This is a genomic window from Olivibacter sp. EAT-5, assembly GCF_044784325.1.
Classification (GTDB): domain Bacteria; phylum Bacteroidota; class Bacteroidia; order Sphingobacteriales; family Sphingobacteriaceae; genus Olivibacter; species Olivibacter oleidegradans.
The window spans coordinates 396,221-419,831 of the sequence record NZ_CP173028.1 but is presented as its reverse complement, the minus strand read 5'-3'; the positions used below and the strand labels follow the sequence as shown (position 1 = coordinate 419,831).

Annotated in this window: 16 protein-coding genes, 3 tRNA genes and 3 rRNA genes; 9 read left to right on the top strand and 13 right to left on the bottom strand. The window is 43.3% G+C overall.

Annotation, left to right across the window (positions count from 1 at the left end):
• Window positions 1–82: 82 nt before the first annotated feature.
• The 5 genes from der to ACH11B_RS01955 all read right to left on the bottom strand — a co-directional run bounded on the left by der (window position 83) and on the right by ACH11B_RS01955 (window position 5,531).
• Window positions 83–1,384 (bottom strand): ribosome biogenesis GTPase Der, encoded by a 1,302-nt coding sequence (der, locus tag ACH11B_RS01975; RefSeq protein ID WP_377612885.1) that lies wholly within the window; start codon window positions 1,382–1,384, stop codon window positions 83–85.
• A 276-nt stretch (window positions 1,385–1,660) separates the two neighbouring features.
• Complete coding sequence (locus tag ACH11B_RS01970) at window positions 1,661–1,921, bottom strand: hypothetical protein (RefSeq protein WP_013663679.1); 261 nt, start codon at window positions 1,919–1,921, stop codon at window positions 1,661–1,663.
• Between the two features lie 137 nt (window positions 1,922–2,058).
• Entirely contained in the window at window positions 2,059–2,895 is an 837-nt protein-coding gene (locus ACH11B_RS01965; RefSeq protein WP_377612883.1) for a universal stress protein, read from the bottom strand.
• Window positions 2,896–3,034: 139 nt separating this feature from the next.
• Complete coding sequence (locus tag ACH11B_RS01960) at window positions 3,035–5,269, bottom strand: NADP-dependent isocitrate dehydrogenase (protein WP_377612881.1); 2,235 nt, start codon at window positions 5,267–5,269, stop codon at window positions 3,035–3,037.
• 189 nt (window positions 5,270–5,458) lie between these two features.
• Window positions 5,459–5,531, bottom strand: a tRNA-Met gene (locus ACH11B_RS01955).
• A 115-nt stretch (window positions 5,532–5,646) separates the two neighbouring features.
• On the opposite strand from ACH11B_RS01955, the gene era reads away from it, so the two are divergent.
• Complete coding sequence (gene era / locus ACH11B_RS01950; RefSeq protein WP_130858517.1) at window positions 5,647–6,525, top strand: GTPase Era; 879 nt, start codon at window positions 5,647–5,649, stop codon at window positions 6,523–6,525.
• Between the two features lie 67 nt (window positions 6,526–6,592).
• Here era and ACH11B_RS01945 read toward each other — a convergent pair whose 3' ends face one another.
• The 3 genes from ACH11B_RS01945 to ACH11B_RS01935 form a co-directional block, all read right to left on the bottom strand.
• Window positions 6,593–7,801 carry a TCR/Tet family MFS transporter gene (locus tag ACH11B_RS01945; RefSeq protein WP_013663675.1) on the bottom strand — a complete coding sequence of 403 codons (1,209 nt, stop codon included), beginning with the start codon at window positions 7,799–7,801 and terminating at the stop codon, window positions 6,593–6,595.
• Window positions 7,802–8,101: 300 nt separating this feature from the next.
• Window positions 8,102–8,599 carry a DinB family protein gene (locus ACH11B_RS01940; RefSeq protein ID WP_289552503.1) on the bottom strand — a complete coding sequence of 166 codons (498 nt, stop codon included), beginning with the start codon at window positions 8,597–8,599 and terminating at the stop codon, window positions 8,102–8,104.
• A gap of 71 nt (window positions 8,600–8,670) precedes the next feature.
• On the bottom strand, window positions 8,671–10,317 hold the full coding sequence (locus ACH11B_RS01935; RefSeq protein WP_377612878.1) for a murein L,D-transpeptidase: 1,647 nt from the start codon (window positions 10,315–10,317) through the stop codon (window positions 8,671–8,673).
• A gap of 162 nt (window positions 10,318–10,479) precedes the next feature.
• Here ACH11B_RS01935 and ACH11B_RS01930 point away from each other — a divergent pair, with 162 nt between their 5' ends.
• Both ACH11B_RS01930 and ACH11B_RS01925 read left to right on the top strand, forming a co-directional pair.
• Entirely contained in the window at window positions 10,480–10,968 is a 489-nt protein-coding gene (locus ACH11B_RS01930; protein WP_377612876.1) for a hypothetical protein, read from the top strand.
• Between the two features lie 169 nt (window positions 10,969–11,137).
• Window positions 11,138–11,698 carry a type 1 glutamine amidotransferase domain-containing protein gene (locus tag ACH11B_RS01925; protein ID WP_013663670.1) on the top strand — a complete coding sequence of 187 codons (561 nt, stop codon included), beginning with the start codon at window positions 11,138–11,140 and terminating at the stop codon, window positions 11,696–11,698.
• A 20-nt stretch (window positions 11,699–11,718) separates the two neighbouring features.
• Here ACH11B_RS01925 and ACH11B_RS01920 read toward each other — a convergent pair whose 3' ends face one another.
• On the bottom strand, window positions 11,719–12,750 hold the full coding sequence (locus ACH11B_RS01920; protein WP_041387840.1) for a mechanosensitive ion channel family protein: 1,032 nt from the start codon (window positions 12,748–12,750) through the stop codon (window positions 11,719–11,721).
• A gap of 816 nt (window positions 12,751–13,566) precedes the next feature.
• On the opposite strand from ACH11B_RS01920, the gene ACH11B_RS01915 reads away from it, so the two are divergent.
• The 5 genes from ACH11B_RS01915 to rrf all read left to right on the top strand — a co-directional run bounded on the left by ACH11B_RS01915 (window position 13,567) and on the right by rrf (window position 18,706).
• Window positions 13,567–15,088: ribosomal RNA gene (locus ACH11B_RS01915) — 16S ribosomal RNA — on the top strand.
• Window positions 15,089–15,204: 116 nt separating this feature from the next.
• Window positions 15,205–15,278 (top strand) — tRNA-Ile (locus ACH11B_RS01910).
• A gap of 9 nt (window positions 15,279–15,287) precedes the next feature.
• Window positions 15,288–15,362, top strand: a tRNA-Ile gene (locus ACH11B_RS01905).
• A gap of 213 nt (window positions 15,363–15,575) precedes the next feature.
• Window positions 15,576–18,452 (top strand): 23S ribosomal RNA (locus ACH11B_RS01900).
• A gap of 142 nt (window positions 18,453–18,594) precedes the next feature.
• Window positions 18,595–18,706 (top strand): 5S ribosomal RNA (gene rrf / locus ACH11B_RS01895).
• The 16S, 23S and 5S rRNA genes sit together here with 2 tRNA genes alongside, the layout of an rRNA operon.
• Window positions 18,707–18,951: 245 nt before the next feature.
• Here rrf and ACH11B_RS01890 read toward each other — a convergent pair.
• From ACH11B_RS01890 to ACH11B_RS01880, 3 genes are all read right to left on the bottom strand, one after another.
• The gene (locus ACH11B_RS01890; RefSeq protein ID WP_013663668.1) at window positions 18,952–19,335 is read right to left on the bottom strand and encodes an SRPBCC domain-containing protein; all 384 of its coding nucleotides are present in this window, start codon (window positions 19,333–19,335) and stop codon (window positions 18,952–18,954) included.
• A 62-nt stretch (window positions 19,336–19,397) separates the two neighbouring features.
• Entirely contained in the window at window positions 19,398–20,018 is a 621-nt protein-coding gene (locus ACH11B_RS01885) for a hypothetical protein (protein ID WP_013663667.1), read from the bottom strand.
• Window positions 20,019–20,057: 39 nt separating this feature from the next.
• A complete protein-coding gene (locus ACH11B_RS01880; protein WP_013663666.1) occupies window positions 20,058–20,474 on the bottom strand; it encodes a GNAT family N-acetyltransferase in 417 nt (138 codons plus the stop codon).
• Between the two features lie 200 nt (window positions 20,475–20,674).
• On the opposite strand from ACH11B_RS01880, the gene ACH11B_RS01875 reads away from it, so the two are divergent.
• Entirely contained in the window at window positions 20,675–21,883 is a 1,209-nt protein-coding gene (locus ACH11B_RS01875) for a porin (RefSeq protein WP_013663665.1), read from the top strand.
• A gap of 58 nt (window positions 21,884–21,941) precedes the next feature.
• Here ACH11B_RS01875 and pruA read toward each other — a convergent pair whose 3' ends face one another.
• Entirely contained in the window at window positions 21,942–23,576 is a 1,635-nt protein-coding gene (pruA, locus tag ACH11B_RS01870) for an L-glutamate gamma-semialdehyde dehydrogenase (protein WP_013663664.1), read from the bottom strand.
• Window positions 23,577–23,611: the final 35 nt, after the last annotated feature.

Genomic DNA, 23,611 nt, shown 5'->3' with positions numbered 1-23,611 from the left:
AGCCTCAGTTTTAATCTCAATTGGTCTGCCCGATAAAGATAATGATAATCTGCTTACATACCAATAAAACGATAGAATAGCCTTATTTTTGTCGGAAAAATATCTGAATCGGTACGCCGGTGAAATCGAAATGCTCACGTAATTTATTTTCGATAAAGCGTTTATATGGATCTTTAATATATTGCGGGAGATTACAGAAAAAAGCAAACATAGGTGATCGTCCTGTAATTTGCGTAACATATTTGATTTTGATGTACTTTCCTTTAGTTGCTGGGGGTGGATAATTCTCGATAATGGGAAGCATAACATCGTTCAGCTTCGAAGTCGGGATTTTCTTATACTTATTCTCGTAAACCTTTGTTGCTACTTCTATTGCTTTAAAGATCCGTTGTTTTTCGATAACAGACGTAAAGACAATGGGATAATCCGTGAATGGAGCCGTTTTATTTCTGATCTCCTCTTCAAATCTTTTAAGGGTTTTATGATCCTTATCTACTAAATCCCATTTGTTTACGAGCAACACAACACCTTTTTTGTTTTTTTCTGCTAAATGGAAAATATTTACATCTTGTGATTCTAGTCCTTCAGTCGCATCGATCATAAGAATAACAACGTCCGCTTCTTCTAATGCTTTAATGGTACGCATGACCGAATAAAACTCAATATTTTCCTTCACTTTTGTTTTTCGACGCAGTCCGGCGGTGTCTATTAACATGAATTCGTGCCCAAATTGATTGTAGTGAATTTGTATTGAATCTCGTGTTGTGCCGGCAATAGGCGTTACGATATTGCGTTCTTTGCCTATTAAGGCATTAATGAAGGATGATTTGCCGACATTAGGCCGACCAACAATTGCATATTTGGGTAGGCTGCCTTCATCTTCCTGCACTTCGTCAAAGTGTTTTACGACTTCATCCAATAGTTCGCCGGTGCCTGAACCGGTCATGGAAGAAATATTGTAGATTTCGCCTAGTCCTAAAGCATAGAAAGTGGACGCATCCGTATGTAGTTGATGGTGGTCAACTTTATTGACAACGACAAAAACGGGTTTATTTGAGCGACGTAATAGATGTGCTATATCGTCATCCAAATCGGTGATTCCGACAGTTACATCAACCATGAATAAAATGACCGATGCTTCTTCAATGGCTATTAACACTTGTTCTCGGATAGCAGCTTCGAAAATGTCCTCGGACCCATGCACATATCCGCCTGTATCAATGACCGTAAAAGTTTTTCCCACCCATTCAGCTTGACCATAATGCCGATCGCGAGTTACCCCGCTCATGTCATCCACGATTGCTTTTCTACTTTCTGTTAAACGATTATATAATGTTGACTTGCCAACGTTTGGTCGGCCGACTATGGCAATGATATTAGACATTTTGTTCCCTTTATCCCTTAAGTGTTGTTTCCCATCTCTCCGATTTTGACGAGAGACGTCTCATAAAGCCGCAAAGTTAAGGATAAGGATTGACATTGTTAGGCTATGATGGATATATTGTATGATCAAGTAGCAAGACATAAGTACAAGGCAACAGGACATAGGTATCGGGTAGCAAGACGACTATATTGCTCTATCACATATCCTGTAGTCTTATGTCTTGCTACTTATGTTCTTTAATTGTGTCAAGGTAAGTAGTATAAGCTCTTAATAAACTTAAAGGCGGTATCGTAGACAGATTAGTCTGCCGATTGCATTCGCAAAGTCACTATCTAAGCCAGCTCCTTTGAATACCCATGTGCGGCCCTCCCGCTCGATAACATAGGTGTTTTCATCCAGCAAAATTTCAATCTCATTAGTTGAGGCGGTGATTTTCGTTGGTTTAATTACCCTAAAATAATAATCGAGGTGTTGGTAGGTAATTCTAAATAGTTGACCCTTATTATTTAATATATCTTCTGTGTGATTGCTTTCCATAATCTATCCGTGTGGCTAAAATACGAATATTGGCGAATAAAAGAGCACAAGTTTTTGCAGTTTTTTTCGCACGGTTTTGGAACGTTTTTTCTCGCTTGAAGCTCATTTATTTAGCCTTTGACTTTTTTGAACTTACTTTATTTTTTGCCGAGCAAGAGGAGTGGTATCGTAGTTTTAAAAGCCAGTTTTTTCGTAATACTTTTGTGGAATAAATCCCTGAAGAACCCGTAGCTTTTTCTTACAGAAATAACCAGATCTATATCATGTTCATTTGCAAAGTGAATAATCGCTGAGGCCGTATCTTCGTGATCAATATAGTTATATGTCGGATTCAAATCATCCAGCAACTCGTGAAGCTTGTATTGCTCAGGTATAGTGTCGGCAATTGGTTCAGATGCGGTGGGTTGTATGTTAAGGATATGAAGCTTTAAGCTCAGGGTACTAACAAAATGACGGATATGTTCCAGGGGAAGTGTGTCTTCCGTGTGTTTCAAATCGCAAGCAAGAACGGCCTGTTTCGGCGGACTGAACGTGTGTGTGGCAGGTACGAGTAGTACGGGCGTGCTGATTTCTTTAGCTACAGTTAGGGCATTACTCCCCATTAATACTTGTTCAAGATTACTTTTGCCTGTTGTGCCAATCACAATTAATTCTGTTTGATTTTCCGCAATCATTGTTTCAATGCCTGAAACCAATGTCTGGTCATTTGCTTCCGATTTTATACTGATTGATTTTGGGGCAATTTTTTTGAGCGCTACCCGTAGTTCCTCCAGTGCAATTAATGATTTCTCACGCTGTGTTTGAAGTTGCTGTCGGTTAGGAATTGGAATGTCTGTTGTTACATACAATTCATTATCGTATGAATGATAAATAATGAGGGTGTCAACAAGGAGACTTGCGCTTAGATGAGCAGCGTAACATGCTGCAGCATATGCTGCTTTTGAAAAATCCGTTGCTATAATGATCGACTTCATAATACATAGCATTGGTATACTATAAAGTTACGGAAAAATCGCGGGAATCAACAGTTTTTTTGAAAAATAGCAGAAACGAAAAGAACCCTAAATAAAAAAGGAGATGTTTTACACCTCCTTTTTTATTTGATCGCAAAGCTTAATGCGATACTAGGCTATTAATTATTTCGTTAAGTGTTGCACTCGGACGCATAGCTCTTGAGGCCAGCGTATCGTCAGGCGCATAATATCCTCCTATATCTACCTTTTTGCCTTGAGAAGCGTTTAGCTCTTCATTAATTTTGCCTTCATTACTAATTAGCTTTTCTGCCAAATCAGCAAACTGTGCTTTCAGCTCAGTGTCCTGATCCTGTGCAGCTAATGCTTCGGCCCAGTATAAAGCTAAATAGAAGTGGCTCCCCCGGTTATCAAGTTCGCCAGCCTTTCTAGATGGTGATTTTTGGTTATCTAAAAGTTTGCCGGTTGCTTGGTCTAAGGTATCTGCAAGCACAAGGGCTTTAGGGTTGTTATAATTTGTTCCTAGATGTTCTAGTGAAACAGCGAGTGCAAGGAATTCACCTAATGAATCCCATCGTAAATGGCCTTCGTCCAGGAATTGCTCAACATGTTTTGGAGCAGATCCACCGGCCCCGGTTTCAAAGAGCCCGCCACCATTCATTAAGGGGACAATGGATAACATTTTTGCACTCGTTCCAAGCTCAAGGATTGGAAATAAATCCGTCAAATAATCGCGAAGCACATTGCCCGTTACAGAAATTGTATCTTGTCCTGCTTTAACTCGTTCTAATGTGAACTCAGTTGCTTTAACAGGTGATAATATGCGAATGTCTAAGCCTGTAGTATCGTATTCAGGTAAATAAGCATTTACTTTTTTGATAAGCTCGGCATCGTGTGGGCGCTCCGCGTCTAGCCAAAATACAGCAGGTGTTTCAGAGGCGCGTGCACGTGTTACAGCAAGCTTTACCCAATCGCGAACAGGGGCATCCTTTACTTGGCACATTCTCCAAATGTCACCCGTTTCTACCTCATGGCTTAATAAGACGTTTCCTTTGGTGTCAATGACTTCAACTTTACCATCCCCGGTAATTTCGAAGGTCTTATCATGCGATCCATATTCTTCCGCTTTTTGTGCCATTAAACCAACATTGGGAACCGTACCCATAGTCGCCGGATCGAAAGCACCATTTTTCTTACAGAACTCGATGGTTGCATCATAAACTCCTGCATAGCTACTGTCAGGAATAACCGCTTTGGTGTCTTGAAGCTTACCGTCAGCATTCCACATTTGCCCTGAACTTCTGATCATGGCAGGCATGGATGCATCAACAATTACATCGCTCGGAACATGAAGATTGGTTATTCCCTTGTCTGAATTGACCATAGCAAGGGCAGGACCATTAGACAATATGTTCTGTATCGCGTTGTTTATTGCTTCTTTTTTGTCGTCGGGAAGTTTATCTATAGCGCTTAATACATCCCCTAAACCACTGTTTGGATTGGCTCCAACAGCTTTAAGATCTTCACCGTATTGCGCGAAAACATCCTTAAAAAAACTTTTTACCGCATGTCCGAAAATAATCGGATCGGAAACTTTCATCATCGTTGCCTTCATGTGTAGCGAGAATAAAACTCCCGTTGCTTTAGCGTCAGCGATTTGGGCATCCAAAAAAGACAAGAGTGCTTTCTTGCTCATAACGGTAGCGTCGATAATCTCGCCTGCCAATAAATGCGTTTTCTCTTTCAGTACGGTTTGATTCCCTTGTTTGTCCGTGAAAATTATTTTCACGTCCGTTTCTTCGTTAATTGTTAACGATTTCTCATTATGACGGAAATCACCGCTACTCATGGTTGCGACGTGCGACTTTGAAGCGGCACTCCAGGCTCCCATGCTATGAGGATGCTTTTTTGCGTAGTTTTTTACTGCCTTTGGTGCACGGCGGTCTGAATTTCCTTCCCGTAATACCGGATTCACCGCACTTCCTTTTACTTTGTCGTATTTCGCTTTAATATCCTTTTCTTGGTCGTTTTTGGGTTCTTCGGGATAATCAGGTAATTTATAGCCTTTTGCTTGCAACTCTTTGATAGCTGCTTTTAATTGAGGAACAGAGGCGCTAATATTAGGAAGCTTAATGATATTGGCTTCCGGTTGAGTTGCTAATTCGCCTAATTCGGTTAATGCGTCAGAGACTTTCTGCTCTTCAGTAAGAAATTCCGGAAGGACGGCGAGGATTCTGCCGGCCAAAGAAATATCTCTGGTTTCTACATCAATGCCGGATGATGCTGTAAAAGCTTTAACAATTGGAAGTAGAGAGTAAGTTGCTAAAGCAGGAGCTTCATCGGTTTTGGTGTAGATAATCTTGGATGTATTTGACATAATATACTTAAATTTTTACTTTTTGAAACTAAAGCTTGCTCGTGTTACACTTACACGTATGCGGAGCACAAACTTATGTAAATTGCTTTTATTATGCAATTTAAAAGATGAATGTAGGTAGGGATTTAATAACGGAGAATAAGGGAAGCCAAAAATAAAAAAGCCGACCAAAATTTTGATCGGCTGTAGTAGCGGGGACACGACTCGAACGTGCGACCTTCGGGTTATGAGCCCGACGAGCTACCAACTGCTCCACCCCGCAGTATATTTTATTTTAAAATTGCTTTCCTACTGCTGAAAAACAATATTTGTTTTCGTTTGATTGGAGTGCAAAGATATATTTTGTTTCTTTGCTGTGCAAATAAAATTTAAAAAAAATGTCACACAAAGCTGGATTTGTAAGTATAGTAGGGAAGCCAAACGCTGGTAAGTCAACCTTAATGAACTCATTAGTAGGCGAGAAGATGTCCATTGTTACACCTAAAGCACAAACAACGAGGCATCGTATTTTGGGTATTGTAAATGAGGAAGATTACCAAATTGTGTTTTCAGATACACCAGGTGTTATCAAGCCTGCCTACAGTTTACAAGAATCCATGATGAATTTTGTTCACGGATCGTTAGTGGATGCTGATATTATTCTTTTTGTTACTGATATTAACGAAAAGTATGACGAAACAGATGTGATAGAAAAACTACAAAAAACAGATTCGCCGGTGGTTGTCTTAGTAAATAAGATCGATAAATCAAATGAAGACGATGTAAAGGCGAAGATAAACTACTGGCAAGAGACACTAAATCCGACCGCCATATTCGCCATTTCTGCTCTTTTAGGACATAATATTCAGGCTGTTTTCCAGTTTGTGCTGGAGCATTTACCGGTTCACCCCCCTTTTTATGAAAAAGACGAACTCACTGATAAATCGGAGCGTTTTTTTGTGTCTGAAATGGTTCGGGAAAAAATTTTTAAATTGTATGAAAAGGAGATTCCTTATAGTACAGAGGTAATTGTCACATCATTTAAGGAGGAGGAACAATTGGTCAGAATTAGTGCAGAAATCATTGTTGAGCGTGATTCACAAAAAAATATCATTATCGGTACGGGGGGGAGTATGATCAAGAAAGTGGGCACCTATGCACGACAAGACATTGAAGAGTTCTTGCAGAAAAAGGTTTTTTTAGAGCTTTTTGTAAAGGTAATTTCAGACTGGCGAAGCAAGAAGAATTACCTTAAGCGCTTTGGCTATGAGCAATAGAGGGTGACAAGTTGCGTTGAATAGACCATCGATTCCATTATTATAATTAGGGAATCGATGGGTTAAGCTACCCTTTCCTCAAACTCTTGAAAACGAGTAGCAGGCTAGCGAACATTAATAAGGCCGCGAAAGAAAAAGGTGCTCCCGGAAAATATATCGGTGCATTAGCGCCTGCAAATCTGGCGAATAAAAAGGTCATAATCGGTGGTCCGATAATAGCGCCCATACTCATTAAACTCGTTAAGCCGCCTTGTAATTCACCTTGCTCATTATCCGGTATCTGGTTGGATAAGAAACCTTGAAGCGCAGGATTGGCAATCGCGCCTAAGGCATAAGGGATAAGGAAGGCGTACATCATCCAACTTTGGCTAGCAAAAGCAAATAACGTTAAGCTAATCGTATAGAGCATTATGCCAATAACGATGGCACGTTTTTCTCCCAGTTTAGGTAACAAAATACGAGTTAAACCTGCTTGAACAGCGGCAAAAGCCACCCCCATAAAACCAAGAGAATAACCAATTTCCTGTTCGTTCCATTTGAATTTTTCGATCGTAAAAAACGACCATATACTTTCCATGGAGTGGCCTGCAATGTTGATTAGCAACAAACTAAGTATGAGTCCGGCAACTGCGGGAAATTTACTTAGATGTTTGAAGGAACCGATTGGGTTAGCACGAGACCAATCGAATGGACGTTGATTTTCTTTTTTTAAAGACTCAGGCAAAACAAAGAAGCCGTACAATAAATTTAGAAAACTAAGCAGCCCTGCTACAAGAAAGGGGGCATGTGTACCATATTTTCCTAGTAGTCCTCCTATAACGGGTCCGATAATAAAGCCAACACCAAAAGCTGCACTGATTAAACCAAAGTTTTGTGCGCGTTTTTCAGGACTGCTGATATCGGCAATATAGGCAGAAGCGACGGTATAGCTGGCACCCATAGCGCCAGCTATAATGCGGCCTAAAAATAACCACCAGATAGTAGGAGCGAAGGCCATCAAAAGACAATCCATCCCGAATCCAAAGAGCGATAAAAGAAGGATAGGACGTCTGCCATACCGATCACTTAAGTTGCCCATGATAGGAGCACATATAAATTGCATCATCGCATAGGCAAAGGTGAGCCAACCGCCGTATTCAGCTGCTATGCTTATGTCGGCGTGAATCAGGTTGGAGATCAGTTTCGGTAAAACAGGGTAAATTAGGCCAATTCCGGTGATGTCAATAAGCACCGTAATAAAAATAAACGCAAAAGCTGCGCGAGATGTAGATTTCATTTAATATAGTAAGTTATAGCAGATATGCGTTTCTCTTTTCTAGTAAACGCTAAACGTAATAAGTGAATAGATAGGGTAAAACATTTGTTCCTATCCGTACAAACTCATACCAAAGTTTGTTTATCGAAGGGGAGTTGCTATCATAATGATGCAAAAATAGCTAAAGATTTGTAGTGGCAAAAATAATTGACAAATTTCTTCCACTACAATACTTTATATAAAGGTTGTATAACACGAGAATCGTGCTTTGAGCGCAAATACCACCTCCGAGGTGCCGCCGGGGAGGTAGTATACTTAAAATTAAAATTTTGCTTCGTCTGCGCTAGGGCCGTAGCTGCCCGGAATGGGAATATTCAGTAGCCTTAAGTAAACTCCAAGCTGTGCACGATGATGGGAAGTTTGACTGAATGCAAGCCGTATCATGCCATATTTAGTACCATCCCATAATATATTCTCTGCCTGACGTAAAACCCATCTTTTTTCAAGATCCTCCAAACGAACCTTATTAAGTGCCTCGTTGCCTTGTTGAAGGGATGCTTCAAACATGGATAGTAATTCTTCATTGTTAGCGCAGGATTTAGGACTATATCCGCTGACAGCGAAATCCAATTCGTCGGTGTCGACAGCCAAAGCAATCCAAGAAGGTAATTCAGCAATGTGAACCGCAAGATGTTGCATTTTCATACTTTTTTCGTGCGGGGCCCAGTCGTATTTGTCTTCGGGGATAAGTTTCAGAAACTTCCTAGTGGTTTCCGCTTCACCTATCAATTCTTGTTTTAATGCTTTTATCAAGTCCATAATATTCTGTTTTTTGAAACAAAGAAAGAATGTATATTGACAACCCTATGTCAGTATACTTAAATCATTTGTTATTTATTTTCAGTAAGCAGCATTTTAGCTAAACGGTCGTCCCGGTCGTAAATGTCTTTTCTAAAGTTAATCTTTCCCTCTCGATCAATGAACGCAGTAAAGTAAGCAATAAAGACCGGAACCGTTTTCTTTAAGGTTACGTATTTTTCTTTTCCTGCATGCATGGCTTTATAGATGGATTCCTTATTCCAGGTTGAATCACTTCTTAGAAGGAAATTGGCTAATTTCTCCGGCTCGCTTACTCGGATGCAACCATGGCTAAAGGCTCTGCTGGACTCGTTGTACAAAGATTTTGCAGGACTGTCGTGCAGATAAATATTATAACTATTCGGGAATAGAAATTTTACCAAACCTAGCGAGTTTTTGGGGCCGGGCTTTTGCCTGACATTAGGTAATCCACCGCTTTTTCCTGTGATTTCCATATTATGTTTAGCAATATAGTTACGATCTCTCCGCATGCCGGGGAGTATTTCGTTCTCTACGATACTGGGTGGCACATTCCAGTAGGGGCTGAAAACAACATATTTTACGTCACCGTGAAAGATAACGGTTTTATGCATGGCTTTGCCCACCACTACGTTACAGCTCCAGAGCAAACTATCTGCATGATAGACGTGCAATTTGAATTCGGGAATATTGACGGCCAAATAATCGGTTTTTAGACTTACCGGTAGCCATCGACTGCGCTCCATATTCACGGCTATCTGCTTTAAGCGCGCTGCCGGAAGTACATTAAGCTCATTAATGGTACCGCTTCCAATTGCACCATCAGGACGTAATCCATGTCGGGATTGAAAAGATCTCACACCGGAAAATAGTGTACTATCGTATAAATTGGTGAGCGTATCTCCTTGATAATCGCCTAAAAGGAATAATCGTGTCTTTATCTGTCTAAGGACGGTTGATGAATCTCCGATTTTGTAACTTTTCTTGTCTGCGATAACAGGATTCCATTTGTGTTTGGCCGCTAATTCCCTATATTTCTTCAGGTATCCTCGTAGTTGTTCGTACTGCCGGTATACAGGCTCGATAGAGGCGCCTGTTTCATTAACAGGATGTTTTAGGAGACTATCCAAATAGTCGGAATAAGATACTCTTTTCTTAGGAACAAACCAATCGTTCGCTTTCACATTGGCGTCATCCATGCCCTGCCAAGCGACATCGGCAAAGAGGAAGTACTGCGATGTGAGCATGAATTCCAGTTCCTCATTGGTTATTTTAGTTCCTTTATGCTGACTGTATGCGTCTATCAACGAATCCAAATGTTTACTATATGGAAGTTCCCCATCAATCCCTTCGTCTTTTAGATTAAGCATCCTGTCAGTTAAATTTCCTGCTTGTTCAATGAGCCCTTTATCATCGAACCAAGCGAAATGATAGTTCCTGTTCCGGTAAAACTTCCTTACCTTTTCTTGGTAGGGACCTAGATTTTTATACGCATTAAAGAATGTATCTAATCGTGCGCTATCAAAACTTAGTTCAGTTTGCTCGCTGAAATTTCCCGGTATGGTTTTATTCCACTCTTTTAAAGCTTTTTTATGCAATGAATCAATGGGATTTTTTTTCTTTTGCTCGGTGCCTTGATTACATCCAGACCACAAAGCGGATAACATGAATAAGTAGAGTAGCGTTTTTTGAAGGTTCATATATTGCTTATTTAGGATTAAAAACTGATTTCTATCATGCGGTTTTCTCCTGTAAAGTCATAAATCTCATCGAAGATATCTAAAAAAATATTTCTTATAAAGTAAAGAAATATTTCAAACATAATAGGGGGCCAAATTGTTGGAGGAGAGGTTCTGATTACCATGATCGAAATAAAGCAAACATCAGGTATATACACGTTGCTAAATAAGCAGATTCTTCCTCTATCGATCGACGAAGCTTGGTCTTTTTTTTCTGCGCCGAAAAATTTAACTAAGCTTACCCCTACAGCGATGAATTTTGAAATCACCAATGGAGAGTACGACGAGATTTATGCAGGACAGATCATCACATATATGGTTTCGGTTCTGCCCGGAATGAGAACGAAATGGGTGACTGAAATCACGCATGTTTTAGCAAAAACTTACTTTGTAGACGAACAACGATTCGGACCTTATGCGTTATGGCATCATGAACACCACTTTAAAGAGACGGACAAAGGTACCCTGATTCATGATAAAGTAGTGTATAAGCTTCCGTTAGGGACAGTGGGCCGGTTTGTAGCAGGAAGGTTTATAGAAAGTAAATTGCGCACGATCTTTGGCTATCGCGAAGCTTTTTTGCATCGCAATTTTGTGCAGCTTAATGCTTGATAAGTATTAAATGGTTTACACGGTCACATGGTGATGGTTTGGCTGCTACTTTCCAATCGACTTTAAGTATTGCATTTGCTGAAAAACGATTAAAAATTAAAGTTTTTTAAACAAAATAGTTTGGATAAGCGTAACCTAATATACATTTATTATATTAAAAACATGTATTATGGGAACACTTAATGAAAGAAAAATTGCGATTTTAACGGAAGATGGGTTTGAGGAGGTTGAATTGACCAGTCCGAAGGAAGCGTTGGTAAAGGCGGGAGCAACTGTTCACATTGTCTCTCCAAAAGCAGGAACGGTGCGAGCAAAAGAAGGCGATGAATGGACGGGAACATATCCGGTTGATAAAAATCTAAAAGAAGTATCCGCTTCGGATTATGACGGACTGCTTTTGCCGGGCGGCGTTATCAATCCCGATAAGTTACGCACTAATCCGGACGCGGTTCAGTTCGTTAAAGATTTTTTTGTAGCGGGAAAACCGGTTGCTGCCATTTGCCATGGCCCGCAGACATTAATCGATGCCGAAGTGGTAGAGGGTAGGAGAATGACTTCAGTAGCTGCTATTAAAAAAGATTTAATCAATGCAGGCGCTCAGTGGGAAGATAGCGAAGTGGTTACCGATCAGGGCTTGGTCACTAGCAGAACCCCGAAAGATTTACCGGCTTTTAATGGTAAAATCGTGGAAGAATTTGCAGAAGGCAAACATGAAGGGCAGCACGCATAGTTTTGGGGGAGTATCCCCCATTATTCAATCATTGTAATTCTTGTTCTGGCGAAGGCTTCGGGGAAGTTTGTACGGATATATTTTACCATTTCTTCTCGTACATAACATCTTAGATCGAATGCATCCCCTGAGTTTCTACAGCTCATTAAACATCGAATCTCCATTGTTTGCTCTCTTAGATCGGTTACTTGTAATACATTCACTTTGCCATCCCACAGGCGGTTACCCTTCAGCAGTTCGGCAAATTTCTGGCGTAAATTTTCAACTGGAACCAGAAAATCAGTATAGATAAATACAGTACCTAAAATTTCGGCAGTTGTTCGAGTCCAATTTTGAAAGGGTTTCTCGATAAAGTAATTGATTGGCAACACGAGACGACGCTTGTCCCAGATGTTCAAAACTACGTAAGTTAAATTGATTTCCTCGACCTTCCCCCACTCACCTTCAACGATGAGTACGTCGTCCATGCGTATGGGTTGGGTAAAAGCAATCTGAAAACCGGCTAGCAGATTTCCGAGGGACTTCTGAGCTGCAAAACCGACGATAATTCCTCCTATTCCTACACCGGTTAGTAGCCCTGCGCCTATTTTACGCATGCTCTCAAAGCTTAGTAAGATAATGGATACCGTAATGACAACAATGAGCGTTATCAACAATTTTCGAATAAAGACAATTTGCGTACGAATTTTCCGCTCCCGAAGATTGTTTTCTTTACTTATATCAAAACGGTGGTAAAGATAATCTTCGAACACGCGTAACATTCGGATAATAATGATCGCAAAACATAGCGTTATTAGAATCTCTGTTGTTTTAGAAATAACTACGTAGCTAGAAGCATTGAATTTAGTTAATGGAAGTAGGGAACTAAAGGTCAAAAGAGGAATGAAAATGGTGAAAATTTTATTGAAATGACGAATAATGGATCTGAAAATTGAATACGATAGTTCTTTTTTTGACTGTTGTTTAGCTAAGGGAAGAAGTATAGACTTCAAAATGATGCCAATGGATATCGAGAACAGAATTACGGTTAAATTCCAAATCCAATCTGGCATTTCTTGTGAAAGGTGTTGCAAATAATCAAGCATTGTATATTCAATTGTATAAAAACAGACAATAATAGAACAATAGGTGTGGGTTGGAGTTTTAAATTTCTTCGTTTCTTCTGCCGAAGAGGGAAAAGCCGGTATTTAAACAACTCGACTTTGACTGATTAAGCTGACTGAACCGGTGATTAGTTTCTGTTTTTCGAACAGACAAAATGGATGTAATGACTGATCGCTGCGCGTAGCTGAAGAGTAAAAAATCTTTTGGATGTTCTGCTGTTGGCTTTAAGTAGAAGAAAGGTAAAAAAAAACGGTTTGATTTCCAGTTTGTTGTAAAAAAAAGCTATGGTCCGGGGCGCGAAACATTTGGGGGAACGGGGGAAATTCGTACCTTTGCCATCCCGTTCGGAAGGCGGGCGCTCCGCAAACGAAGGGATGCGGTTGTTTTTTGAGGTACGGAGGTGAACGGCAGGGGAGGAAAAAATATTTTAAAAAAATATTTTGGAGAAAAGAAAAAAGCTGTTACCTTTGCACTCCCAATCGGGAGAGAGGGGACGACGGAACGGGCGCGATGCCCGGGAAGGTGAAAGAAAAAAGCAGGAAGTACCGGAGGGGTGACCCGATGGATACGGCGGAGGCCGAAGCGTGAGCGGAGGCGTTTAAAGTTCTTTAAGAAATCAGATTCATGTAGCGTAACGGACGGCCTGTTTTTTGGCGGAAGTCAAAAGGACAGGCCTGAACGGTCCGTCGGCCGGAAGATACAAAAAAGATCGGAAGGCTGCACTGAAAGAAGTGCGAAAGCCGAGATCGGAAACTTAACATTATACAATGGAGAGTTTGATCCTGGCTCAGGATGAACGCTAGCGGCAGGCCTAATACATGCAAGTCGAACGGGATCGGGGGCTTCGGTCCCCGTGAGAGTGGCGCACGGGTGCGTAACGCGTGAGCAACCTGCCCGTCCCAGGGGGATAGCCCGGAGAAATCCGGATTAATACCGCATGAGAATGCAGGTCCGCATGGGCCTTCATTTAAATATTCATAGGGGACGGATGGGCTCGCGTGACATTAGCTGGTTGGCGGGGTAACGGCCCACCAAGGCGACGATGTCTAGGGGCTCTGAGAGGAGAAACCCCCACACTGGTACTGAGACACGGACCAGACTCCTACGGGAGGCAGCAGTAAGGAATATTGGTCAATGGGGGGAACCCTGAACCAGCCATGCCGCGTGCAGGAAGACGGCCCTACGGGTTGTAAACTGCTTTTGCACGGGAATAACCCCCGGTATGTATACCGGGCTGAATGTACCGTGAGAATAAGGATCGGCTAACTCCGTGCCAGCAGCCGCGGTAATACGGAGGATCCGAGCGTTATCCGGAATTATTGGGTTTAAAGGGTGCGTAGGCGGCGCGCTAAGTCAGGGGTGAAAGACGGTGGCTCAACCATCGCAGTGCCTTTGATACTGGCGCGCTTGAATGTACCTGAGGTAGGCGGAATGTGGCAAGTAGCGGTGAAATGCATAGATATGCCACAGAACACCGATTGCGAAGGCAGCTTACCAAAGTACGATTGACGCTGAGGCACGAAAGCGTGGGGATCGAACAGGATTAGATACCCTGGTAGTCCACGCCCTAAACGATGAACACTCGATGTCGGCGATAGACGGTCGGCGTCCAAGCGAAAGCGTTAAGTGTTCCACCTGGGGAGTACGCCCGCAAGGGTGAAACTCAAAGGAATTGACGGGGGCCCGCACAAGCGGAGGAGCATGTGGTTTAATTCGATGATACGCGAGGAACCTTACCCGGGCTTGAAAGTTACTGAATTGTCCAGAGATGGACAGGTCCTTCGGGACAGGAAACTAGGTGCTGCATGGCTGTCGTCAGCTCGTGCCGTGAGGTGTTGGGTTAAGTCCCGCAACGAGCGCAACCCCTATGTTTAGTTGCCAGCACGTCAAGGTGGGGACTCTAAACAGACTGCCTGTGCAAACAGAGAGGAAGGCGGGGACGACGTCAAGTCATCATGGCCCTTACGTCCGGGGCTACACACGTGCTACAATGGGGGGTACAGAGGGCAGCGACACCGCGAGGTGAAGCCAATCTCAGAAAGCCCCTCACAGTTCGGATCGGGGTCTGCAACTCGACCCCGTGAAGTTGGATTCGCTAGTAATCGCGTATCAGCAATGACGCGGTGAATACGTTCCCGGGCCTTGTACACACCGCCCGTCAAGCCATGAAAGCCGGGGGTACCTAAAGCATGTAACCGCAAGGAGCGTGTCAGGGTAAAACCGGTAATTGGGGCTAAGTCGTAACAAGGTAGCCGTACCGGAAGGTGCGGCTGGAATACCTCCTTTCTAGAGGGCCCTCGGGCCGTTCGGTTACGCCATGAAGATTTCTTGAAAAAAGAGAGAGAGAAAAAAGAGGAAAGTGCCACAGTGCCCCTTCGGGGTCACCGGTGCGGAAGCGAAGCAGTCCCGTAGCTCAGTTGGTCAGAGCACTACACTGATAATGTAGGGGTCAGCAGTTCAAATCTGCTCGGGACTACCTGAAAAGGGAGGATGGTCACGGGGACAGTCCGCAGTGATATAATGCAGGGTGCTGTCAACGGTTCGAATCCGTTATTCTCCACGCTTTTCAAATTCAAAAGTAAAAATTCAAAATTCAAAAACGCGGTACGCCGGTCGTTTTTACTTTTTGATTTTGACTTTTTAATCTGAAAAAAAAGTTCTTTGACATATCGGAAGAAAAAACACAAGAGAAGACAACAGCAGAGACGTTTCTTTCCTACGGGGAAGGGACATGACACAAAAGCATCCCCGTACGGCAAAAGGGTACGGGGAGAAGAAAGTAAGAAAGGGCACACGGGGGATGCCTAGGCTCTCGGAGGCGATGAAGGACGTGATAAGCTGCGATAAGCGCCGGGGATCTGCAAATGAGATGAGATCCGGCGATTTCCGAATGGGGAAACCCGGCATGTTGAAGACATGCCGTTTAACAACGCGAACGCGCCGAACTGAAACATCTAAGTAGGCGCAGGAAAAGAAAATAAGAATGATTTCCTGAGTAGTGGCGAGCGAAAGGGAAAGAGCCCAAACCGGATATGTTACGGCATATGCGGGGTTGTAGGACCACAATGTGGTACAGTCGGAAGAAGTGGAAGGGTCTGGGAAGGCCCGCCGTAGAGCATGAGAGCTGCGTACACGCAATGAAGACCGGCCTAGTGAGTTCCTGAGTACCGCGGGGTCGGAGACGCCCTGTGGGAATCCGGCGGCACCATCCGCCAAGGCTAAATACTACCGAGAGACCGATAGTGGACCAGTACCGTGAGGGAAAGGTGAAAAGAACCCCGAACAGGGGAGTGAAAGAGAACCTGAAACCGTGTGCTTACAAACTGTCGGAGCCCCAATGGGGGTGACGGCGTGCCTTTTGCATAATGAGCCTACGAGTTACACTTCACTGGCGAGGTTAAGCGGTTAAGCCGCGCAGCCGAAGCGAAAGCGAGTCTGAACAGGGCGTACAGTCAGTGGAGGTAGACGCGAAACCTTGTGATCTACCCATGGGCAGGTTGAAGGTGCGGTAACACGTACTGGAGGACCGAACCGATAAACGTTGAAAAGTTTCCGGATGACCTGTGGGTAGGGGTGAAAGGCCAATCAAACTGGGAAATAGCTCGTACTCCCCGAAATGTTTTTAGGAACAGCGTGGACATTGAGTCTTCCGGAGGTAGAGCTACCGATTGGGTGCGGGGGAGTCACATCCTACCAAATCCAGACGAACTCCGAATACCGGGAGATATGGTCCGCAGTGAGGCGCAGGGTGCTAAGGTCCTGCGCCGAGAGGGAAAGAACCCAGACCACCGGCTAAGGTCCCCGAGTGTACGCTAAGTTGAACTAACGAGGTCCGGTTGCCCAGACAGCTAGGATGTTGGCTTGGAAGCAGCCATTCATTTAAAGAGTGCGTAACAGCTCACTAGTCGAGCGGCCGGGCGTGGATAATAAACGGGCATAAAGTGTACCACCGAAGCCGTGGGATAGAAATATCGGTAGGGGAGCATTCCGGCACGGGAGAAGCGGTTACGTGAGTATCCGTGGACGTTCCGGAAAAGCAAATGTAGGCATAAGTAACGATAAGGCGGGCGAGAAACCCGCCCACCGAAAGACCAAGGTTTCCTGATCAACGCTAATCGGATCAGGGTAAGTCGGGACCTAACGCGGACCCGAAAGGGGCAGCGGATGGCCAACGGGTAAAGATTCCCGTACTCTTGTATGCTGCGAAGCGGGGACGGAGGAGTGACACCGCCGCGCACTGACGGAATAGTGCGTTGAAGGCCGTAGGTAAACGTGACCCAGGCAAATCCGGGTCGTGTGCCGAAGGCCGAAAGTACGGCAAACCTCCGGGGGCGCCGATAGCGCGGGTAACCATACTCCCGAGAAAAGCCGCTAAGCTCCAGGCATATAAGACCCGTACCGCAAACCGACACAGGTGGTCGGGGAGAGAATCCCAAGGTGCTCGAGTGAATCATGGCTAAGGAACTCGGCAAAATGGCCCTGTAACTTCGGGAGAAGGGGCGCTTCCTCCGGCGACGGAGAAGCCGCAGTGAAAAGGCCCAGGCGACTGTTTAACAAAAACATATGGCTTTGCCAAATCGAAAGATGACGTATAAGGCCTGACACCTGCCCGGTGCCGGAAGGTTAAGAGGGGATGTCAACCTTCGGGTGAAGCATTGAATCGAAGCCCCGGTAAACGGCGGCCGTAACTATAACGGTCCTAAGGTAGCGAAATTCCTTGTCGGGTAAGTTCCGACCTGCACGAATGGTGTAACGATCTGGGCGCTGTCTCGGCCATGAGCTCGGTGAAATTGTGGTACCGGTGAAGACGCCGGTTACCCGCAACGGGACGGAAAGACCCCATGAACCTTCACTATAGCTTAACATTGGGACTGGGTGCAGGATGTGTAGGATAGGCGGGAGATTGTGAAGCGGGTTCGCCAGGATCCGCGGAATCGTCCTTGAAATACCGCCCTTTCTGTATCCGGTTCCTAACCCCCCTTTGGGGGGGACATTGTTTGGTGGGTAGTTTGACTGGGGTGGTCGCCTCCAAAAAGGTAACGGAGGCTTTCAAAGGTAAGCTCAGTACGCTTGGTAACCGTACGCGGAGTGCAATGGCAAAAGCTTGCTTGACTGTGAGACATACAAGTCGGACAGGGTCGAAAGACGGACATAGTGATCCGGTGGTTCTGCATGGAAGGGCCATCGCTCAAAGGATAAAAGGTACTCTGGGGATAACAGGCTGATCTCCCCCAAGAGCTCATATCGACGGGGAGGTTTGGCACCTCGATGTCGGCTCGTCACATCCTGGGGCTGGAGAAGGTCCCAAGGGTTCGGCTGTTCGCCGATTAAAGTGGCACGCGAGCTGGGTTCAGAACGTCGCGAGACAGTTCGGTCCCTATCTGTTGTGGGCGCAGGAAGTCTGAGTGGGGCTGACCTTAGTACGAGAGGACCGGGTTGGACCGGCCGCTGGTGAATCTGTTATGCCGCCAGGTGTACGGCAGAGTAGCTATGCCGGGAATAGATAAGCGCTGAAAGCATCTAAGTGCGAAACTAGCCACGAGATGAGACTTCCTTACAGGGCCGTGGGAGACTACCACGTCGATAGGCGGCAGGTGTAAAGGTAGAGATACCACAGCCGAGCCGTACTAATAGCCCGAAGCTTTCTCAAGCGCAGCAGGCTGTTGTCTTCCTGTTTTTTTTCTTCCGTTATATATGTCGACCGGGTTATAAGTTGTAGGTTATAGGTTATAAGTTGCAGGTTATGGGAACTTAAAACGAATAACTTAAAACGTAAAACTCAGATAAGATATTCAGGTGCCTATATCGGCGGTGTCCACCTCTTCCCATCCCGAACAGAGAAGTTAAGCCCGCCAGAGCCGATGGTACTGCAGTAACATGTGGGAGAGTAGGTCGGTGCCGATCTTTACAGAAGGCCGCCGTGCATTGCACGGCGGCCTTTCTTATTATATCCCGTCCCAAAACAAAGCGTGCCGTCGAAAGCAAGACACGTATTCCTCCATACTGTATCATTATCGTAAAAAATATAGACCTTCCGTTCTATGTTCTAGGAAATCTAGGAAATGGCTATATGACTCTTATTAAGGAGCGCTAAGTGAAGGGGAGCAGACCGTTATAGCAGATACAAACAAGTTGTCATTACAAGAAGCTTATTCACCTTCGAAAAAGTCAATCAAAGAAGCCATATATACTTGTTGCCATCCTTCTACAATGTCTTGGTAATCTGTATCAGGAATATTTGTATGAAGAAGTTCGAGAGATGTTCCCTTTTTATGGGGATGAAGCTTGATCGTAACGATGGATGGCTCCATTTGATCACCAAAATACCACTGTTGGACTAACTTCTTGTCCTTTTCCAAAATCAAATTTTTTCCGGTAATACTACCATCCCAAAGAGAAAATTCTGAGTTCGGCGTATTGGACATGCTTACTTCATCGCCAGTCCATAACCTAATAGCCTGTTCCATAGTCAATGCTAAATAAACCTCCTCAGGGTTTGCGGGAATAATAAAATACTGCTTAAACTCTTTCATTTCATGTTAAGTCTTCGATAATAACAAGATATTGACTAGGAAAAAAGAATATTATCAAGCAACTAATTCGGTTGAATTGTACTCTCGATAAAATAAAGTAATTCCCTATTTGCTTCATTATAGGCTTCGAAAAGTGCTTTTTTTGCCGTAAGTGATCCGCCAATATTGGGTCTCGAAACAATGTTCGCAATATTCCGTGTAAGTGTTTTGCTAGTTTCTGTCCGATTGTCTTCGATAACAACATGAAATCCAGCGACGGAATTCCATTTGTTTTTGGGTAAGGCCCCCCAACTGAAATCACCTTCGCTATTACCAATAGCTGATGATGCATCAGTGCCTGAGGCCGAATGATATGCTGTTATAGCAATTCGGACAGTAATCTTATTCTTTTCTGCAGGTGAATGAAACTGGGTTGTATCTAATATATTAATAATTGCACTAGGGTAAGAAGTCATAATCCCTTGAGCTATATGATTTATTATGTCCTGTGATGAACATTCCACACGTGTTGTGTCGGTGATTTTTCTCAGATCAGAAAATACAATATTTAAATTAATTCCCCGTAACTTGTCGTTGCCAGTGCCAATTTCAGCTGTCGGTGGGCACCATACGAGTATTTTCTGTCCAAATGCATGGACTGAAAAGAGAAAAAAAACAAACATTAATAAAAATTTCTTAGTCATCTTCTATACGGTTGATTATTACAAGCTTGTCGTAAACAATTAATTCTCTGTCAGCGCTTTTTCCATTCTTAGGTATTCTATCTGTCCCTTTCTAAAAATTTCGCCAATCTCAACAAAATGATGCTTTTTATAAAAGGGAACAGCCGAAATGCGTGCATTACACCAAATGATCTTCGATCCTTGTTGATAAGCATATTGAGAAATGTGATTTAATAGGGTCGACCCGTAGCCTTTATTTTGATATCTACTATCCGTTGCGAATTTTCGGAATTGCGCTTCCTCACCTCTCACAAATAACGATACGACAGCAATAAGTTCATTATTATCGTATAAACCAAAATGAATGCCCAGGTCATCTTCATCTAGAATGATCGATTCAATCGAACTTTCCGGATAGAGAACCGCTTGGCGTAATTGCATGGTTACTGTCGGGGCTATTTGTTCGATTTGTGTCATGTCTACATCAAAAATTTACGCGAGCAAAAATACAGCTTTTTAAACCTTATTCGTTATTTTCTTTCACTAATTACGGACTTGAGTAGTAATTTGTATATTACTTTGCTATTAATAAATCGGATTTTGCAAAATACTTAATCTATTGTTAACGTTTTCTTAACATATAGTCTATATTTTCGTAACCATTATTTAATATAAAGATGAAAATAATTCGGCTATCACGTATTGTGTGTTTTATGGTATTCTCTTTCTGTGTAGATGAAGTATTGGCACAGCGGGAGAGAGACGAGTTTCCTACATTAAAAAATTTTAAAGGGTTGCAGTTTAAGTCTAGTGACTCTACAATCTACATGAATTTTCGCTTCAGGATGCAAAATCGATTAGGTGCATCAACAATTGATGGAGATAATCTTGGTATTCGGGAATTTGATGCCAGGGTTAGACGCCTCCGTATGCGAGTGGATGGATATTTATACTCACCTAAATTCTCTTACACCATTCAGCTTGCCTTTACTCGAGGAGATCAAGACTTCGATGATACAGGTGTTGCAAATATAGTTCGTGACGCGGTTGTCTTTTATAACTTTACCCCTAATTTTTATATAGCTTTTGGCTTAAATAAATTGCCTGGCAATCGGCAGCGAGTTAATTCGTCAGGTCAGTTGCAATTTGCCGATCGGTCAATCGTAAATGCTGCGATGAATATCGATCGTGACTTCGGTATAAAGGCTTACTATAAAAATAAGATAGGTGAAACCGCAGTTTATCATTTAAAAGGTGCTATAACCACAGGTGAAGGTCGTGTTGCCAATAATACCGACAAGGGGCTTGCTTACACGGGGCGTGCGGAACTATTACCTTTAGGGGCATTCACCGATGACGGCGACTATTCCGAAGGTGATTTGATGCGGGAAAGAACGCCAAAGGTTTCATTTGGCGGTGGCTATAGTAAAAATGTGGGTACAACGAGGAGTGGTGGGCAGATTGGGTATTATCTATATGAACCTGTTACCCTTCAAACCTATTTCGCAGATGCTATTTTTAAATATAATGGTTGGGCATACCAGTTCGAGTACATAAAGCGTACCGTGGATAAAGCAATTACTTATAATGAAGCAGGCGAATCGGCTTATGCTTTTAACGGCCAAGGTATCAATCAACAAATATCCTATTTATTCAAGAGCAATTATGAGCTGGCTGGACGCTATTCATGGTTGGAACCCGGGGCAAGCATCGGGGATTACCAGCAAGAAACCGAAGTTATTGAATTAGGCGCAACAAAATACCTACATCAACATCGGATCAAATTTCAACTGAATGTGAATTATCAGACTAAGCAGGGAGTCTTTGCGCTTGATGGTAAGGGAAATCGATGGGGAGGGGTTTTTCAGGTAGAATTAGGTATTTAACTTTTTAGCATACAATAGGAAGAGATCACTTGCGCAAAGTGATCTCTTCTTTTTTAGTTTACTCCTGTTCCAAAAACGGATAACGATAATCCGTTGGTGGGTTAAATGACTCTTTGATGGTGCGTGGAGAAACCCAACGTAATAAATTGATCATTGAGCCTGCTTTGTCGTTCGTACCGGAACCTCTTGCACCTCCAAAAGGTTGTTGGCCAACCACAGCGCCCGTACATTTATCATTTATATAAAAGTTGCCTGCGGCATTTTTTAATGCATCAGAGGCTTGCGCTATGGCATAACGATCTTGTGCTATAACAGAACCGGTAAGGGCATAAATCGAAGTTTGATCTATTAATCGTAAGGTATCTTCCCATTTTTCGTCTTCATAGACGTAAACAGTAAGTACCGGGCCAAACAACTCTTCTTTTAAAGTTACATAATCCGGTGTTTTGGCAAGGATTACCGTAGGTTGAATGAAATAGCCAACGCTTTTATCGTACTCGCCACCGATAATTACCTCTGCATCTTCATCTGATTTTGCTTGATCAATGTATCTTGTAAGCTTATCGAAAGACTTTTCGTCAATAACGGCGTTGATGAAATTTGAAAAATCTTCAGTAGGTCCTACCTTAAAGGAATTGATATCTTTCGTCATTAATTCTTTAAGCGCAGGCCATAGTGACTGTGGAATATACACGCGTGACGCCGCTGAACATTTTTGGCCCTGATATTCGAAAGCCCCTCGAACAATGGCGGTGTTCGCCGCTTTTATATCAGCCGATCGATGAACTAAAATGAAATCTTTACCACCGGTTTCACCAACTATACGTGGATAACTTTTGTATTTATGGATGTTTGTCCCAATCGTTTTCCATATTTCTTGGAAAACGGCAGTAGATCCGGTAAAGTGTATGCCGGCAAAGTCCGGATGATTAAAGACCACCTCACCTACATCCGGCCCATGTGCATAAATCAAATTGATAACGCCTGCCGGTACGCCTGCCTCGTGGAAAATTTCCATTAACAAATGAGCTGCATAGATTTGCGTGTCAGCAGGTTTCCATACAACCACATTTCCCATCATAGCAACACAGCTAGGTAAGTTTCCCGCTATTGCAGTAAAGTTAAAGGGAGTTAATGCGAATACAAATCCCTCCAAAGGCCGTTGCTCTACGCGATTCCACACGCCATCAGAAGAAACAGGAGGTTGTTGCGAATAGATTTCGCTCATATATTTCACATTAAATCGGAGAAAGTCAACGATTTCGCAAGCTGAATCGATTTCTGCCTGATATGCATTTTTTGACTGCCCTAACATAGTGGCCGCATTTAGCTTGTAACGGTATTTACCGGCTATTAAATCGGCGGCTTTTAAGAAGATACTAGCCCGATGTTCCCACGGCAAATCTTCCCAATTTTTCTTTGCTTCTAAAGCAGCGTTAATGGCGTCGGTTACGTGGTTCTTGCCGCCTTTATGATAATATCCCAATAAGTGTTTGTGGTCATGCGGAGGTCTTAACTCGCCCTTATTTCCAGTCCTTATTTCTTGGCCACCTATAAACATGGGAATATCCGCCTCCTGCGATCTTGCAGTACGCAAGGCTTCTTGCAATAAAGCGCGTTCCTTACTTCCGGGAGCATAGGCATATACCGGCTCGTTTATAGGGGTAGGGACACTAAAAAATCCTTTTAACATAATATATTTTTATTTTGTGTGATACTTGGCAAAGG